General features: G+C 63.3%; 15 protein-coding genes and 1 tRNA gene. 4 read left to right on the top strand and 12 right to left on the bottom strand.

Translation table 11 applies throughout. From position 1 onward, the window contains the following. Positions 1 to 2 precede the first annotated feature (2 nt). From dxr to rpsB, 7 genes are all read right to left on the bottom strand, one after another. Positions 3 to 1154: a 1-deoxy-D-xylulose-5-phosphate reductoisomerase gene (gene dxr, locus N6L26_RS02745; protein WP_263606532.1), complete on the bottom strand. Its 1152-nt coding sequence runs from the start codon at positions 1152 to 1154 to the stop codon at positions 3 to 5. Next, positions 1151 to 1864, bottom strand: a complete 714-nt coding sequence (locus N6L26_RS02740; RefSeq protein ID WP_263606531.1) for a phosphatidate cytidylyltransferase — start codon at positions 1862 to 1864, stop codon at positions 1151 to 1153. Before N6L26_RS02740 ends, dxr begins: the two co-directional genes overlap by 4 nt. Next, entirely contained in the window at positions 1851 to 2534 is a 684-nt protein-coding gene (uppS, locus tag N6L26_RS02735; RefSeq protein WP_263606530.1) for a polyprenyl diphosphate synthase, read from the bottom strand. Before uppS ends, N6L26_RS02740 begins: the two co-directional genes overlap by 14 nt. Positions 2535 to 2559: 25 nt before the next feature. Beyond that, positions 2560 to 3117 (bottom strand): ribosome recycling factor, encoded by a 558-nt coding sequence (gene frr, locus N6L26_RS02730; RefSeq protein WP_263606529.1) that lies wholly within the window; start codon positions 3115 to 3117, stop codon positions 2560 to 2562. A 28-nt stretch (positions 3118 to 3145) separates the two neighbouring features. Then, positions 3146 to 3862, bottom strand: a complete 717-nt coding sequence (pyrH, locus tag N6L26_RS02725; RefSeq protein WP_263606528.1) for a UMP kinase — start codon at positions 3860 to 3862, stop codon at positions 3146 to 3148. A gap of 288 nt (positions 3863 to 4150) precedes the next feature. Further along, positions 4151 to 5077 (bottom strand): translation elongation factor Ts, encoded by a 927-nt coding sequence (tsf, locus tag N6L26_RS02720; protein WP_263606527.1) that lies wholly within the window; start codon positions 5075 to 5077, stop codon positions 4151 to 4153. 110 nt (positions 5078 to 5187) lie between these two features. Further along, positions 5188 to 5940 (bottom strand): 30S ribosomal protein S2, encoded by a 753-nt coding sequence (gene rpsB, locus N6L26_RS02715; RefSeq protein ID WP_263606526.1) that lies wholly within the window; start codon positions 5938 to 5940, stop codon positions 5188 to 5190. Between the two features lie 351 nt (positions 5941 to 6291). On the opposite strand from rpsB, the gene N6L26_RS02710 reads away from it, so the two are divergent. Beyond that, positions 6292 to 6528: a hypothetical protein gene (locus tag N6L26_RS02710; RefSeq protein ID WP_263606525.1), complete on the top strand. Its 237-nt coding sequence runs from the start codon at positions 6292 to 6294 to the stop codon at positions 6526 to 6528. Here the strand turns inward: N6L26_RS02710 and N6L26_RS02705 are convergent. From N6L26_RS02705 to N6L26_RS02695, 3 genes are read right to left on the bottom strand one after another with little or no spacing between them, the layout of a single operon-like run. Further along, on the bottom strand, positions 6512 to 7324 hold the full coding sequence (locus tag N6L26_RS02705; protein ID WP_412071337.1) for a CDP-alcohol phosphatidyltransferase family protein: 813 nt from the start codon (positions 7322 to 7324) through the stop codon (positions 6512 to 6514). The genes N6L26_RS02710 and N6L26_RS02705 overlap by 17 nt on opposite strands. Beyond that, positions 7321 to 8073 carry a phosphatidylserine decarboxylase gene (locus N6L26_RS02700; RefSeq protein WP_263606523.1) on the bottom strand — a complete coding sequence of 251 codons (753 nt, stop codon included), beginning with the start codon at positions 8071 to 8073 and terminating at the stop codon, positions 7321 to 7323. Before N6L26_RS02700 ends, N6L26_RS02705 begins: the two co-directional genes overlap by 4 nt. A gap of 39 nt (positions 8074 to 8112) precedes the next feature. Beyond that, positions 8113 to 9237: a beta-ketoacyl-ACP synthase III gene (locus N6L26_RS02695; protein ID WP_412071336.1), complete on the bottom strand. Its 1125-nt coding sequence runs from the start codon at positions 9235 to 9237 to the stop codon at positions 8113 to 8115. A gap of 119 nt (positions 9238 to 9356) precedes the next feature. On the opposite strand from N6L26_RS02695, the gene N6L26_RS02690 reads away from it, so the two are divergent. After that, positions 9357 to 10067 carry a Crp/Fnr family transcriptional regulator gene (locus tag N6L26_RS02690; protein WP_263606521.1) on the top strand — a complete coding sequence of 237 codons (711 nt, stop codon included), beginning with the start codon at positions 9357 to 9359 and terminating at the stop codon, positions 10065 to 10067. Positions 10068 to 10138: 71 nt separating this feature from the next. Here N6L26_RS02690 and N6L26_RS02685 read toward each other — a convergent pair. Then, a tRNA-Tyr gene (locus N6L26_RS02685) sits at positions 10139 to 10224 on the bottom strand. Positions 10225 to 10366: 142 nt separating this feature from the next. Here N6L26_RS02685 and rlmB point away from each other — a divergent pair. Continuing rightward, positions 10367 to 11155: a 23S rRNA (guanosine(2251)-2'-O)-methyltransferase RlmB gene (gene rlmB / locus N6L26_RS02680; RefSeq protein ID WP_263606520.1), complete on the top strand. Its 789-nt coding sequence runs from the start codon at positions 10367 to 10369 to the stop codon at positions 11153 to 11155. A gap of 25 nt (positions 11156 to 11180) precedes the next feature. Next, positions 11181 to 12014 (top strand): hypothetical protein, encoded by an 834-nt coding sequence (locus N6L26_RS02675; protein ID WP_263606519.1) that lies wholly within the window; start codon positions 11181 to 11183, stop codon positions 12012 to 12014. A 102-nt stretch (positions 12015 to 12116) separates the two neighbouring features. On the opposite strand, the gene N6L26_RS02670 is transcribed toward N6L26_RS02675, so the two are convergent. Next, positions 12117 to 12389, bottom strand: coding sequence for an HU family DNA-binding protein (locus N6L26_RS02670; RefSeq protein WP_263606518.1), 273 nt, complete (start codon positions 12387 to 12389; stop codon positions 12117 to 12119). Positions 12390 to 12539: the final 150 nt, after the last annotated feature.

Below are 12539 nucleotides of genomic sequence, written 5' to 3'. Positions count from 1 at the left end.
GGTCAGGCAGGCTCCAGAATGCGGGTGGCGCGGGTGCGGGCGTCTTCGTCTACGCGCAGGACTTCTTCGAGGGTCCGCGGCGCCGGGGGCAAATCACCCTGATCGAGAACGCTTTCGACCAATACCGCAATCCGGCTGAACCCAATCTGACGCTTCAGGAAAGCGGCCACCGCGATTTCGTTCGCGGCATTGAGCACTGCCGGAACCGCCCCGCCCGCTTCGGCGGCCTGCCGCGCCAGCCGTGTCGCAGGAAAGCGGTCTTCGTCGGGCGCGAAAAAGGTCATTTCCCCAATTGCCGGCAAGTCTAGCGGGGCCATGGGCGTGTCCATCCGCGCGGGCCAGGCGAGGCACGAGGCGATCGGTACGCGCATATCGGACGGCCCCAGCTGCGCCAGCGTCGAGCCATCGCGATATTCTACCATCGAGTGGATCACGCTCTGCGGATGGACGACGATCCGGATCCGGTCGAGGCCCACGGGGAACAGGTGATGTGCCTCGATCAGTTCGAGGCCCTTGTTGAACATGGTGGCGCTGTCGACACTGATCTTGGCGCCCATATCCCAATTGGGATGCGCAATGGCCTGTTCGGGCGTCACTGCGGACAAATCCTCGACCAGACGCAAAGGGCCACCGCTGGCGGTCAGCGTGATCGAGCGGACATCCGCGATCTTGCCGCCCTGCAAGCATTGGAAGATGGCATTGTGCTCGCTGTCGACGGGCAGCAGCGTGGCACCGTGCTTGGCGACGGCCGCAGTCATCACCTCGCCCGCAGACACCAGCGCTTCCTTGTTCGCCAGCGCAATCGTGCCGCCCTGCTCGATCGCCGCCATTACCGGGCCAAGCCCGGCGCAGCCGACGATTGCGGCGACGGTAATTGCGGCAGGACGCGAGGCCGCTTCGCACAGCGCGCTGCGCCCCGCCGCGGCTTCGATCCCGCTGCCGGCAAGCGCATCGCGCAGATCGCCGAGGCAATTCTCGTCTGCGACAACCGCAATATCGGCACCGAACTCACGTGCCGCCGCAGCCAGACCCGCGACATTGGAATTGGCGGTCAGCGCGACGACGTTCCAGTCGCCGGGATTGCGGCGAATGAGGTCGAGCGTCTGTTCGCCCACCGAACCCGTCGCGCCGAGGATGGAGATCGAACGGGTCATTGCGCAGCGCCCAGAAGGACGCCTGCGAGCAGCACGACGGGGATCATTCCGTCGGTCCGGTCGAACACACCGCCATGGCCCGGTATGAGCCTGGACGAATCCTTCACCCCCGCCTTGCGTTTGAGCCAGCTTTCAAAAAAATCGCCCGCTTGTGCGGCCACCGCGGTCAACGCGCCGAGCCCGAGCATCTGGACGAACTGCGTGCTGTCGATGACAGCGGCCGCATCGCCGCGCATGGCCGAGGCGACGAAATAGCTCCACACCGCGATCCAGACCGTCGCACCGACGATCCCGCCCAGCAGGCCCGCCCAGGTCTTGGATGGGCTGATCGAAGGGGCGATCTTGGGCCCACCCAGCGTGCGACCGAAGAAATAGGCGAAGCTGTCGACGGACACGACGGCTCCGATGACGCCGACCACCAGCGGCAGCGGAAACCGCGCCAGCATATAGCCCGCGAGCCCGATATAGATCGCGCCGCCGAGGATACCGGCGAGGCGGTAGGGCACGGACGGGGTGGCCTTCACCATCAGCAGGACAAACTCGACCATGGTCGCAAGCGTGACGGCGAGGATAAACCAGCCGAACCACGGGGCACCGGCGACCAATGCGCCGACAGCCAATGCGATCATCACCACGGCGGAAAGCACGCGCACCGGCAGGTCGGCATTCTTGCGTGCGGGCGATGCCGCAGATGTCTCAGCGTCCGCCAAAGCGCCTCTCCCTCTCCGCGAAATCGGCCAGCGCCTGCTGCAAATGCTCGGGGGTGAAGTCCGGCCACAGCACGTCGAGAAACAGCATCTCCGCGTAAGCCGCTTGCCACAAGAGGAAATTCGACAGCCGCACTTCGCCGCTGGTGCGGATCAACAGGTCGAGCGGCGGCAATTCCGCACTGTAGAGATGCCGGGCAATGCCGGCTTCGGTGATCTCGCCCTCGGCCGCTGCCTGCCGCGCCGCCTGGACGATCTCGGCATGCGACCCGTAATTCAACGCCACTGCCAGCGTGCGCGAACCCTGCACGGTCTGCTCCAAGGCATCTTCGAGCATTTCGACGATATCGGGTGCAAGTCCGCGCCAGTCACCGAGAATATGCAGCCTGACGTCATTGGCGACGAATTCGGGTAGGTCGGATTTGATGAACTTGCGCATCAGGTTCATCAGGTCATCGACCTCTTCCTCAGGCCGTTTCCAGTTCTCGCTGCTGAAGGCGTAAAGCGTCAGGCACTCGATTGAAGTGTCTTGGAGGCCGCGCACCAGTTCGCGCACCGCTTCCACACCCTTGCGATGCCCCATCGCACGGGGCAGATGCTTGCGCTTCGCCCAGCGGCCGTTGCCATCCATGATGATGGCCACATGGCGGGCGCTCGCCCCTTCCCCAGTCATCCTTTCACTCCGCGTCCTGTCCGCCTTACTGCGTCAGGATTTCCTTTTCCTTCTGCGCAGCGGTGGCATCGGCTTCGGCGACATAGGTGTCGGTCAGCTTCTGCACTTCATCCTCGCCGCGCTTGCGCTCGTCTTCCGAGATCGCCTTCTTCTTCTCGTCATCCTTGAGCGCTTCCATCCCGTCACGGCGCACGTTGCGGATGGCGATCTTGGCCTGCTCGGCATACTGGCCGGCCAGCTTGGCCAGTTCCTTGCGCCGTTCCTGGGTCAGGTCGGGCATCGGCAGGCGCACGTTCTGCCCGTCGGCCATCGGGTTGAGCCCGAGATTGGCCTTGGCGATCCCCTTTTCGACCGCAGTGACATTGGCCTTATCCCATACCTGCACGCTGAGCATGCGCGGTTCGGGCGCGCTGACCGTGGCGACTTGGTTGAGCGGCATCATTGAGCCATAGACCTCGACCATCACGGGATCGAGCAGGCTGGTGTTCGCCCGGCCGGTGCGCAGGCCGCCAAGATCGCTCTTGAGGCTTTCGACGGCGCCTTTCATGCGGCGCTCGATATCGGCTTTGTCGTACTTGGCCATGGCGGCTTCCTCTGTCTTGTCTTTGCGTTCAGTTCTTGACGATCGTCTGCACGCCTTCGCCGCTCAGCACACGGGCAAGATTGCCCTTGTCGCGGATCGAGAAGACGACGATCGGAATCTGGTTGTCGCGGCACAGCGCGACGGCGCTGGCGTCCATGACCTTGAGGTCATCGGCCAACACCTTGCCGTAAGTCACGGTATCGAAACGCTTGGCATCCGCGTTCTTCTTGGGGTCGCTGTCATAGACCCCGTCGACGCTGGTGCCCTTCAGCAGCGCATCGCAATTCATTTCCGCCGCGCGCAGTGCTGCGCCGCTGTCGGTGGTGAAATAGGGCGCGCCGACACCCGCTGCGAAGATCACGATACGGCCCTTTTCAAGGTGGCGCTCGGCGCGGCGGCGGATAACCGGTTCGCAAACCTGGTCCATCTGCACCGCACTTTGCACGCGGGTCTGGACGCCGATCTGTTCGAGCGCACTCTGCATCGCCAGTGCGTTCATCACCGTGGCGAGCATGCCCATGTAATCGGCCTGTGCGCGGTCCATCCCCTGCGCTGCACCGGCCATGCCGCGAAAGATATTGCCCCCACCGATGACGAGGCAGATTTCAAGGCCGGTTTCCTTCGCCTGCTTCACTTCCTGCGCGAGTTCCAGCACGAAGGCCGGATCGATCCCGAATTGCTGATCCCCCATCAGCACCTCGCCCGAAAGCTTGAGGAGGACACGTTTCATCGTCGTAAGGGGCATGGGCGGAGAGGGATCCGTGTAGCGTAGGGGGTTGCGGGTCCTTAGCCATGAAGCAGGAAACGCGCAAAGGGAAAGCCGGGGATCGGCGGTGGAGGGCAAAATCGAGCGCGCCGTTTTCGGGGGCACCGCATGATCGCGGGGAAAACCCGCCCGCCGCATACGAGAGCGGCCGCCGAACCGAAGTCCGACGACCGCTCCCGAATTCAGGCGACCCGGAAAATCGGGCACAGGAAACTGCGCATATAAAAGGCTGGCGGTCCAGCCCCCTATCGTGCGCGATACACAGGATTAGCCAGCGACGGCTGCCGCGACTTCCGCGGCGAAATCGCTTTCTTCCTTCTCGATGCCTTCGCCGAGCTGGAAGCGGACATAGTCCACCAGCTCGATCTTGGCGCCGGCATCCTTGCCGGCCTGCTCGACGACCTGCGCGATGGGGGTCTTGTTATCCATCACGAAGACCTGGCTGAGCAGCGCGTTTTCTTTGGCATACTTGCCGATCGCGCCTTCGACCATCTTGTCTTGGACGGCTTCGGGCTTGCCGCTTTCGGCAGCCTTTTCCTTGGCGATCGCGCGTTCACGCTCGATCACGTCGGCATCGAGGCCTTCGGCGGTCAGCGCCTGCGGGAATGCCGCGGCGATGTGCATGGCCAGCTTCTTGCCGAGCTCTTCGAGCTTGGCGGTATCGCCTTCGCTCTCGAGTGCGACGAGAACGCCGATCTTGCCGAGGTCGGGTGCAACCGCGTTGTGCATGTAGGGCACGATCACGCCGTTGGTGACCGAAACGGTCTTCATGCGGCGAACCTGCTGGTTCTCACCGATGGTTGCGACATTGTCGGTCAGCTTGTCCGAAACGGTGCCGCCATCGGGATAGGAAGCAGCCTTGAGCGTTTCGATGTCGTCGCCCGAGACGTTCAGCGCGACCTGCGTGGTCTTGCGGACGAAGTCCTGGAACTTGTCGTTCTTGGCGACGAAGTCGGTTTCCGAGTTCACTTCGACGGCAACGCCCTTGGTGCCTTCGACGGCCACGCCGACCAGACCTTCGGCCGCAGTGCGGCTCGACTTCTTCTGGGCGGTGGCGAGGCCCTTGGCGCGCAGTGCGTCGACCGCGGCTTCGATATCGCCATTCGCGCCTTCGAGGGCCTTCTTGGCGTCCATCATGCCCGCGCCGGTCTTCTCGCGCAGGGCCTTTACGTCAGCAGCAGTGAATGCAGCCATGGTCGTTTCCTTCTTGGTATGGTGTGCGGGCACCGGGCCAGCTGATGGGCGGCCCGGCGCTTAACTCCGCTTTGTGACGGGCGCGTGATGGCGCCCGGTCAATCGAGGGCTCAGGCCTCGACGGTTTCTTCCGGCGGGTTTTCCATCGCGCCAACATCGGCACCCGAATCCTGCACGCCGTCACCCTTGCCGCTCTTGGCGGCATTGGCGACTGCATCGCAATACAGACGGATGGCGCGGGCCGCGTCGTCATTGCCCGGGATCGGGAAGGAGATGCCTTCGGGATCGACATTGGTGTCGAGCACCGCAACCACGGGGATGCCGAGAACGTTGGCTTCCTTGATCGCCAGGTCTTCCATGTTGGCATCGATCACGAACATCACGTCGGGAATGCCGCCCATGTTGCGAATGCCGCCGAGCGACATTTCGAGCTTGTCCCGCTTGCGGGTCAGGTCGAGCACTTCCTTCTTGGTCAGGCCCGCAGTGTCACCCGACAGGCGCTCGTCAAGCGTCTTGAGGTACTTGATGCGTTCGCTGATGGTCTTCCAGTTGGTCAGCATGCCGCCGAGCCAGCGATGGTTGACGAAGTGCTGGCCCGAAGCGAGCGCGGCTTCGCGGATCGCGTCCTGCGCCTGCCGCTTCGTACCGACGAACAGCACCTTGCCGCCCGAACGGGCCGTCTGCTGGATGAAGTCGAGCGCGCGCGCGAAAAGCGGTACGGTCTGCGACAGGTCGATGATGTGGATGCCGTTGCGCGCGCCGAAAATATACGGCTTCATGCGCGGGTTCCAGCGGTGGGTCTGGTGGCCGAAGTGCGTGCCGGCCTCGATCAGTTCCTGCATCGTGACGGTAGGAGCCGCCATAAGTAAATTCCTTTCCGGTTATGCCTCTGGAAAGCTGGAACCCGAATGCGGTCATGTCCCGCGGCGGGCACCGGTATGTGCGCCTTCCATGTGGATTTGCCCGCTGCGCTGCAGCCGATAATCGGCCGAATCCGCTGCGGACCGCGCGCACTTAGCGTCGATAGGTGGGAAAATCCAGACTCGATTTACCGCAAAAAATGCGGAGCCGAACGGGAAAACGCTTGACACTTGAGAACAAAAAGAGAACATTGTTCTCATTCGCCGGAACCTCCGGCGGGCGCTACGGGTTTTCCACTAGATTTCCCCGGTCTGTCAACAGGCTTCTCGGCAACCGGGCAGGGAGATTTCGCGATGTTCGCATTGTTCCTCATTATCCTCCTCGCTGCCATCGGCCTGGCAACGGCGACCGTGCTCGCCGACAGCGGGCTGCGCTGGTGGTCCGCTTTCGCTCGTCTGCGGGGTGAGTTGAAGGGCGCGCCCGCCCCCTTGCCAGCACTGCGACCGGCAACGACTGCCGGCTCTCAGGCCGCGTTCGATCGGTCGGGTACGGTGCGTTCTTCCGGCGGCAAGGTCAGCTACGCCGCTTGACCCGCGAATAGCGCAGCAGGCTGTAAGGCAGCAGCAGCAGATACCCGGCGCAAATGGCACTCAGCGTCCACCAGGGTTCGACCAGCAGCGCGGCGAAGGTCAGGCCGACGAAAGCCAGCACTTCCAGCCGTATTCCGCGGCGCGGACGCAGCGACGTCCAGCTCGGTGTGGCCATGTTTGAAATCATCAGCAGAGCGATGACGGTCAGCCAGATGCCTACCAGCAGCGGATGGCGAAGCACGTCGAGACCGGTGGCCATCCACAGATAGAACGGGGAAAAGGCGAGCCCTGCCCCGATCGGTGCGGGAACGCCGGTCAGGAAGCCAAGCGATTTGTGCGGCTGCTCGGACACATCGATCTGCGCATTGAAGCGCGCCAGGCGCAGCGCGCAGCAGATCGCAAACGCCAGCGCGGCAAACCAGCCGAGCCGGGGCTCGGCCACCAGCGACCACAGGAAGACGATGATCGCCGGCGCAGTGCCGAAGCTCAGCGAATCGGCGAGGCTGTCGAGTTCCGCACCGAACCGCGACTGCGCCTTGAGCGCGCGCGCAATCCGTCCGTCGATGCCGTCCAGGATTCCGGCGATGATCACTGCCACCACTGCAGCGGACCAGTTCTCGTCGATCGCGAAGCGGATACCGGTCAGGCCCGAACACAGCGCCGCCGCGGTAATCGCATTGGGGATCATCGCGCGCAGGGTCAGCGCCCGCGTGTGAACTTCGGTGGGTTGTTCGTCTTCCGTCGCCTTCGGGCCGAGGCGGGCTCCGCCCTCCGGGTCGGCGCTGGGGACAGTCACTGCGACACGCCCTCGATCAGCCGCTGCGAACCGATTTCGGCCAGCACGGTCTCACCCGCTATGACCTTCTGGCCGAGCAGGACCCTAGAATCGGTCCCGGCGGGCAGATAGACATCGACCCGGCTGCCGAAGCGGATCAGGCCGATCCGCTGGCCCACGCCCACACTGTCGCCGGGCTTTACGAAGGGCACGATCCGCCGCGCGACGAGGCCGGCGATCTGCGTGAAGCCGATCTTCTGCCCGTCCATCCGTTCGATCAGGACATGCTGGCGTTCGTTTTCGTCGCTCGCCTTGTCGAGGCCCGCATCGACGAAGCTGCCGGGAATATAGACCACCCGGCGCACGGTCCCGGCGATCGGTGTGCGGTTGATGTGGACATCGAACACCGACATGAAAATCGAAATGCGCGTGACCGGGCCAGGCGTCAAACCGGCGTGGCCGCTGCCATCGTCGATCATCAATTCCTCGGGCGGTTCGACTTCGGCGATCAACGACACCAGGCCATCGGCCGGGGCGACGATCAGATTGTCGTCCTGCGGCACCACGCGCTCGGGATCGCGGAAGAACGCGAACACGCCAAGTGACAACAGCAACAGTGGCCAGCCGATGATTTCCCAATCGAGACCGATCAGGAACACAAGGCTGACAAGCACCGCGATGACGCCGAACTTGCGACCTTCGGGATGGATCGGGGGCCATGACCAGCGAACATCGCCGCGGCCACGATTGTCGAGTAAATCACCTGCCATGTCGGCCACGTAGGGCCTGCGGCCAGCAGTCACAAGATGTTATGCCACCTTGCGCACGAACACCGCACCCGCCGAATAGCCCGCGCCGAAGCTGCAAATCAGCCCCGTATCACCTGCGGCAAGGTCTTCATTATGCTTGTGGAACGCGATGATTGAACCCGCGCTCGACGTGTTCGCATAGGTATCGAGCACCGTCGGACTCTCGTCCGGCGTGGCCTCGTGGCCCAGCACGCGCTGTGCGATCAGGCGGTTCATCCCGGCATTGGCCTGGTGCAGCCACAGCCGCCTCAGCGCCTGCGGTTCGATGCCCAGCCTCTCGGCTTCGGTGACGATCATCTCGGCCACCATGGGGACGACTTCCTTGAACACCTTGCGGCCTTCCTGGACGAATAACTTGTCCGGCTTGCCCTCACCCTCGGGCGAAGCGCGGTTGAGGAAGCCGAAATTGTTGCGGATGTTGTTCGAGAACACCGTCTTCAGCCGCGTACCGAGAATGTCCCAATGCTCCTTGGGCGCCACAGCGACATCTTCGACCAGCACCGCCGTGGCCACATCGCCAAAGATGAAATGGCTGTCGCGATCGCGCCAGTTGAGATGGCCGCTGGTAATCTCCGGGCTAACCACGAGCACGCTTCTGGCGTTGCCCGAACGGATATAGTCGGCCGCGGTCTGGATGCCGAAGGTCGCCGAGGAGCAGGCGACATTCATATCGAAGCCGAAGCCGTCGATGCCCAGCACCTGCTGGATTTCGATCGCCATCGCCGGGTAGCCGCGTTCCATGTTGGACGCCGCGCACAGCACCGCATCGACATCCGCAACATCGCGGCCCGCCCGCTCGAGCGCCTGCCGCGCCGCCTTTACGCCGATCTCCGCCATCACCGACAGTTCGTCGTTCGACCGCTCGCGCAGCCGCGGCGCCATGATTTCCGGATCGAGGATGGGCGCCTTGGTCATTACATGGCGCGCCTTGATTCCGCTCGCCTTTTCGATGAATTCGACCGAACTGGGCTGAAGCGCATCGACTTCCCCCGATGCAATGGCCTCCGCATTGTCGGTGTTGAATATCTCGACGTAGCGATTGTAGCTTTCGACGAGCTCTTCGTTGGTGATCGTTTCTTCAGGCGTGAATAGCCCGGTGGAGGAGATGACGGGGCGCCCGGTCATATTGCTATCGTGACTCATCCCGGCTGGTTAGTCCGGCTCCGGCCATCCCGCAAGTTTCGCCCCTGCCGCGGCGCAGACATGCCTTGGCATCGCGGCGGGCACCCGATACTGCTGGCGGCATGCACGATATGCAGCCCTCGCGCGCCCGCAACTTTTGCGATAGCTGCGCCATTCGCAACCGCGCGATCTGCGCCGAGCTGGACGAGCGCGAGATCGACATGCTCAACACCATCGGACGGCGCCGCACCCTGGCAGCGGGCGAACAGCTGATGTGGGAAGGTGACGAGGCGGTGCTGGTCGCCAATGTGATCGAGGGCGTGCTCAAACTCTCGTCGCACTCGGCCGATGGCAAGGAGCAGATCCTCGGTCTGGTCTATCCCTCCGATTTCCTCGGCCGCCCCTTCGGAAAAATCACGCCTTATGGCGTCGAGGCGCTGACGGAGGCGCAAATCTGTGTGTTCGAACGCGCGGACTTCGACCATTTCGCACGCGAGCATCCGCGCCTCGAACACAAATTGCTCGAACGCACGCTCAGCGAACTCGACCGGACCCGGCGCTGGATGCTGCTGCTCGGCCGCATGAATGCCGAACAGAAGGTCGCCAGCTTCCTGCTCGAAATGGCCGACCGGCTGGGCAACGGCGTTCCGGGCAAACAGACGAGCCTGACCCTACCCGTGTCACGGCAGCAGATCGCCGATGTGCTTGGCCTCACGATAGAAACGGTCAGCCGCCAATTGACCCGCCTGCGAAGCGACGGGGCAATCGAACTCCCCTCGCGCCGCGAAATCATCCTCCGCGACCGCGCCGACCTCGAGCTACGCGCGGGCTAACTTCGATCACCGCTTGCCGCCGGGGTGACCGACAGCGTCAGAGGGTATGAGAGTATTCGAAGGGATGGCGGTGGTGGACAGGGCTGGATTCGAACCAGCGTACGCTTGCGCGGGCAGATTTACAGTCTGCTGCCTTTAACCACTCGGCCACCTGTCCACACGGGCCATTTCACTGAGGAAATCGAGGGATCGACAAGCCGACCCCGTGCCGAGAGGCGCCCCTTTGGCGAAGCGATGCTTGCCTGTCAATGCCCTCGCTGGCACAGGCCGCAACCAATGATGCAGACAGGACGAATTTGATGGCCAAAGGCGAACGCAGGCGCGCGCTCCGTGGACGGGCAGGACGAATGAAGGGTGGCCGGGGCAGCGGGCGCGCGAGCACCGGGCAGGTCCGGCTGTGGGGGCGCCATGCGGTGGAAGCCGCGCTCAAGAACCCCGACCGGGTCCACCAGAAGCTGTGGGCGACGCGCGAAGCGATCGACACGCTTGATGGCGAACTGCCCGCCGACTTCCCGATCGAATATGCCGATGTCGCCGATCTGGCCCGGATGGTCGCCAAGGATGCCCCGCACCAGGGGCTGGTGCTCGAATGTGCCGCGCTGGAGGACATCCATCTCGACGAGGTGCTCGACAGCGAACCCACCCGCCCGATCATCGTGCTCGATCAGGTTACCGATCCGCATAATGTCGGCGCGATCTTGCGCTCGGCTGCGGCTTTCGGGGCAGCGGCGCTGGTCACGCAGGATCGCCATGCGCCGCCCGAAGGCGGGGTGATCGCCAAATCCGCATCGGGTGCGCTCGAGACCGTACCCTGGGTCCGCGTGATCAATCTCGCTCGCGCGCTCGAACAGATTGCCGAGGCCGGATATTGGCGTATCGGCCTGACCGGCGCGGCAGAGGCAACGCTTGCAGACGCGCTGCCGGCGGGGCCGGTTGCGCTGGTGCTGGGCGCGGAAGGCGAAGGCATGCGACAGAATATCGAATCGCATTGCGATGCGCTGGCCAAGCTGCCGATCGGCGACCAGATCGAGAGCCTCAATGTCTCGAATGCCGGCGCGATCGCGCTTTACGCCGTCGCCACGAGGTAGATGTATTCGAATGGGGGGAAACCATATGAAACGCATTCTGATCGCTTTGCTGGCTCCGCTGCTGCTAGCCGGCTGTCTGTTGTCACCCGGCAAGTTCACCAGCGAATTGAAGCTGTTCGCCGATGACGAGTTCGCCTTCACCTACGATGGTGAAATCCAGATGCTCGCGCTGAGCAGGCTTGCCGACATGGCCAACAACAGCGACGAAAGCTTCGTCGCGGAATGTTATGACGCCGATTTCGAAATGGCCGAATGTTCGGAGGCGGAGATTGCCGAGCAACAGGCGGAATGGGACGCAGGGGCAGAGGATCGCCGCGCCGAACAGGCCCGCGAGGCCGAGAAGATGCGCGCCGTCATGGGCGGCATCGATCCGGCGGACCCGCAAGCGGCACAGGAGCTGGCCGCACGGCTCGAACGCCAGCGCGGTTGGCAGCGGGTTACCTATAAGGGCGATGGCGTGTTCGACGTGGCGTTCGCCATCTCCGGCACCCTCACACATGACTTCACCTTCCCCACGATCGAGGGGATGCTGGCCGCCAATGCGTTTGTCAGCATCAACCTGCGCGATGGGGCGCAAGTCCGCGTCGATGCGCCAGGCTTCAGCCGGCAACAAGACACCAATCCGATGTTTGGTGGCGGCTCGCTGGCGGCGATGGCAGCCATGGCCGAAGCCGATGAAGGCGGGGAAATTCCGCAGATCGTCATGCCCGAAGGGACCTTCACCATCGTGACCGATGGCCGCGTGCTGGCCAACAATACCGACGAAGGCCCTGCCCCGCATGCTGCGGGCCAGTCGCTCTCGTGGAAAATAGGACCGACAACGCAGCAGGCACCGACCGCGCTGATCGCCTTCGACTGATCGATACGAAAACGCCGCGCATTCCGGGTTGGAATGCGCGGCGAAGTTCGATCCCGTTGTCGCACCGCGAGGCGTGGCGATGCTCCGGTGAGGAAAACCGGCTTAGTTGACTGCGTCCTTGAGACCCTTGCCAGCCTTGAACTTGGGCTGGTTGGATGCCTTGATCGTCATCGGTTCACCGGTACGCGGGTTGCGGCCAGTCGAGGCCTTGCGCTTGGCTACCGAAAACGTGCCGAAGCCGACCAGGCGCACTTCGTCGCCGCTCGACAGGGCCTTGGTGATGGCATCGAACACGCCTTCGACGGCGCTGGCTGCATCGCTCTTGGAAAGGCCGCTGGAATCGGAAACTGCGCTAATCAGGTCGTTCTTATTCATCAGGAAAACCCCCTTGTTCTTATCAGGAAATCGTATTGGCTGAATCGCCTCGGCGAAGACGCACAAATTGAGAGTTTTTTGCCCGCACTGTCAAAGGCAAATTCGGCTAAAAACGGCGACTTCCGAAGCTGAAGCGGTTAATTTCAGGGT

Source organism: Qipengyuania sp. SS22 (genome assembly GCF_025736935.1).
In the GTDB taxonomy this organism is placed as follows: Bacteria; Pseudomonadota; Alphaproteobacteria; order Sphingomonadales; family Sphingomonadaceae; genus Qipengyuania.
Note: the sequence above shows the minus strand (reverse complement) of the source record. Positions and strands in the feature narration are given on the sequence as shown.

Excerpts from the sequence above, each read along its gene's own strand:
- N6L26_RS02695 (WP_412071336.1), bottom strand. The coding sequence starts at position 9,237 with ATGACCGGGCGCCCCGTCATCTCCTCCACCGGGCTATTCACGCCTGAA.
- rpsB (WP_263606526.1), bottom strand. The coding sequence starts at position 5,940 with ATGGCGGCTCCTACCGTCACGATGCAGGAACTGATCGAGGCCGGCACG.
- uppS (WP_263606530.1), bottom strand. The coding sequence starts at position 2,534 with ATGACTGGGGAAGGGGCGAGCGCCCGCCATGTGGCCATCATCATGGAT.
- N6L26_RS02700 (WP_263606523.1), bottom strand. The coding sequence starts at position 8,073 with ATGGCAGGTGATTTACTCGACAATCGTGGCCGCGGCGATGTTCGCTGG.
- rlmB (WP_263606520.1), top strand. The coding sequence starts at position 10,367 with ATGGCCAAAGGCGAACGCAGGCGCGCGCTCCGTGGACGGGCAGGACGA.
- tsf (WP_263606527.1), bottom strand. The coding sequence starts at position 5,077 with ATGGCTGCATTCACTGCTGCTGACGTAAAGGCCCTGCGCGAGAAGACC.
- frr (WP_263606529.1), bottom strand. The coding sequence starts at position 3,117 with ATGGCCAAGTACGACAAAGCCGATATCGAGCGCCGCATGAAAGGCGCC.
- pyrH (WP_263606528.1), bottom strand. The coding sequence starts at position 3,862 with ATGCCCCTTACGACGATGAAACGTGTCCTCCTCAAGCTTTCGGGCGAG.
- dxr (WP_263606532.1), bottom strand. The coding sequence starts at position 1,154 with ATGACCCGTTCGATCTCCATCCTCGGCGCGACGGGTTCGGTGGGCGAA.
- N6L26_RS02710 (WP_263606525.1), top strand. The coding sequence starts at position 6,292 with ATGTTCGCATTGTTCCTCATTATCCTCCTCGCTGCCATCGGCCTGGCA.
- N6L26_RS02690 (WP_263606521.1), top strand. The coding sequence starts at position 9,357 with ATGCACGATATGCAGCCCTCGCGCGCCCGCAACTTTTGCGATAGCTGC.
- N6L26_RS02670 (WP_263606518.1), bottom strand. The coding sequence starts at position 12,389 with ATGAATAAGAACGACCTGATTAGCGCAGTTTCCGATTCCAGCGGCCTT.
- N6L26_RS02675 (WP_263606519.1), top strand. The coding sequence starts at position 11,181 with ATGAAACGCATTCTGATCGCTTTGCTGGCTCCGCTGCTGCTAGCCGGC.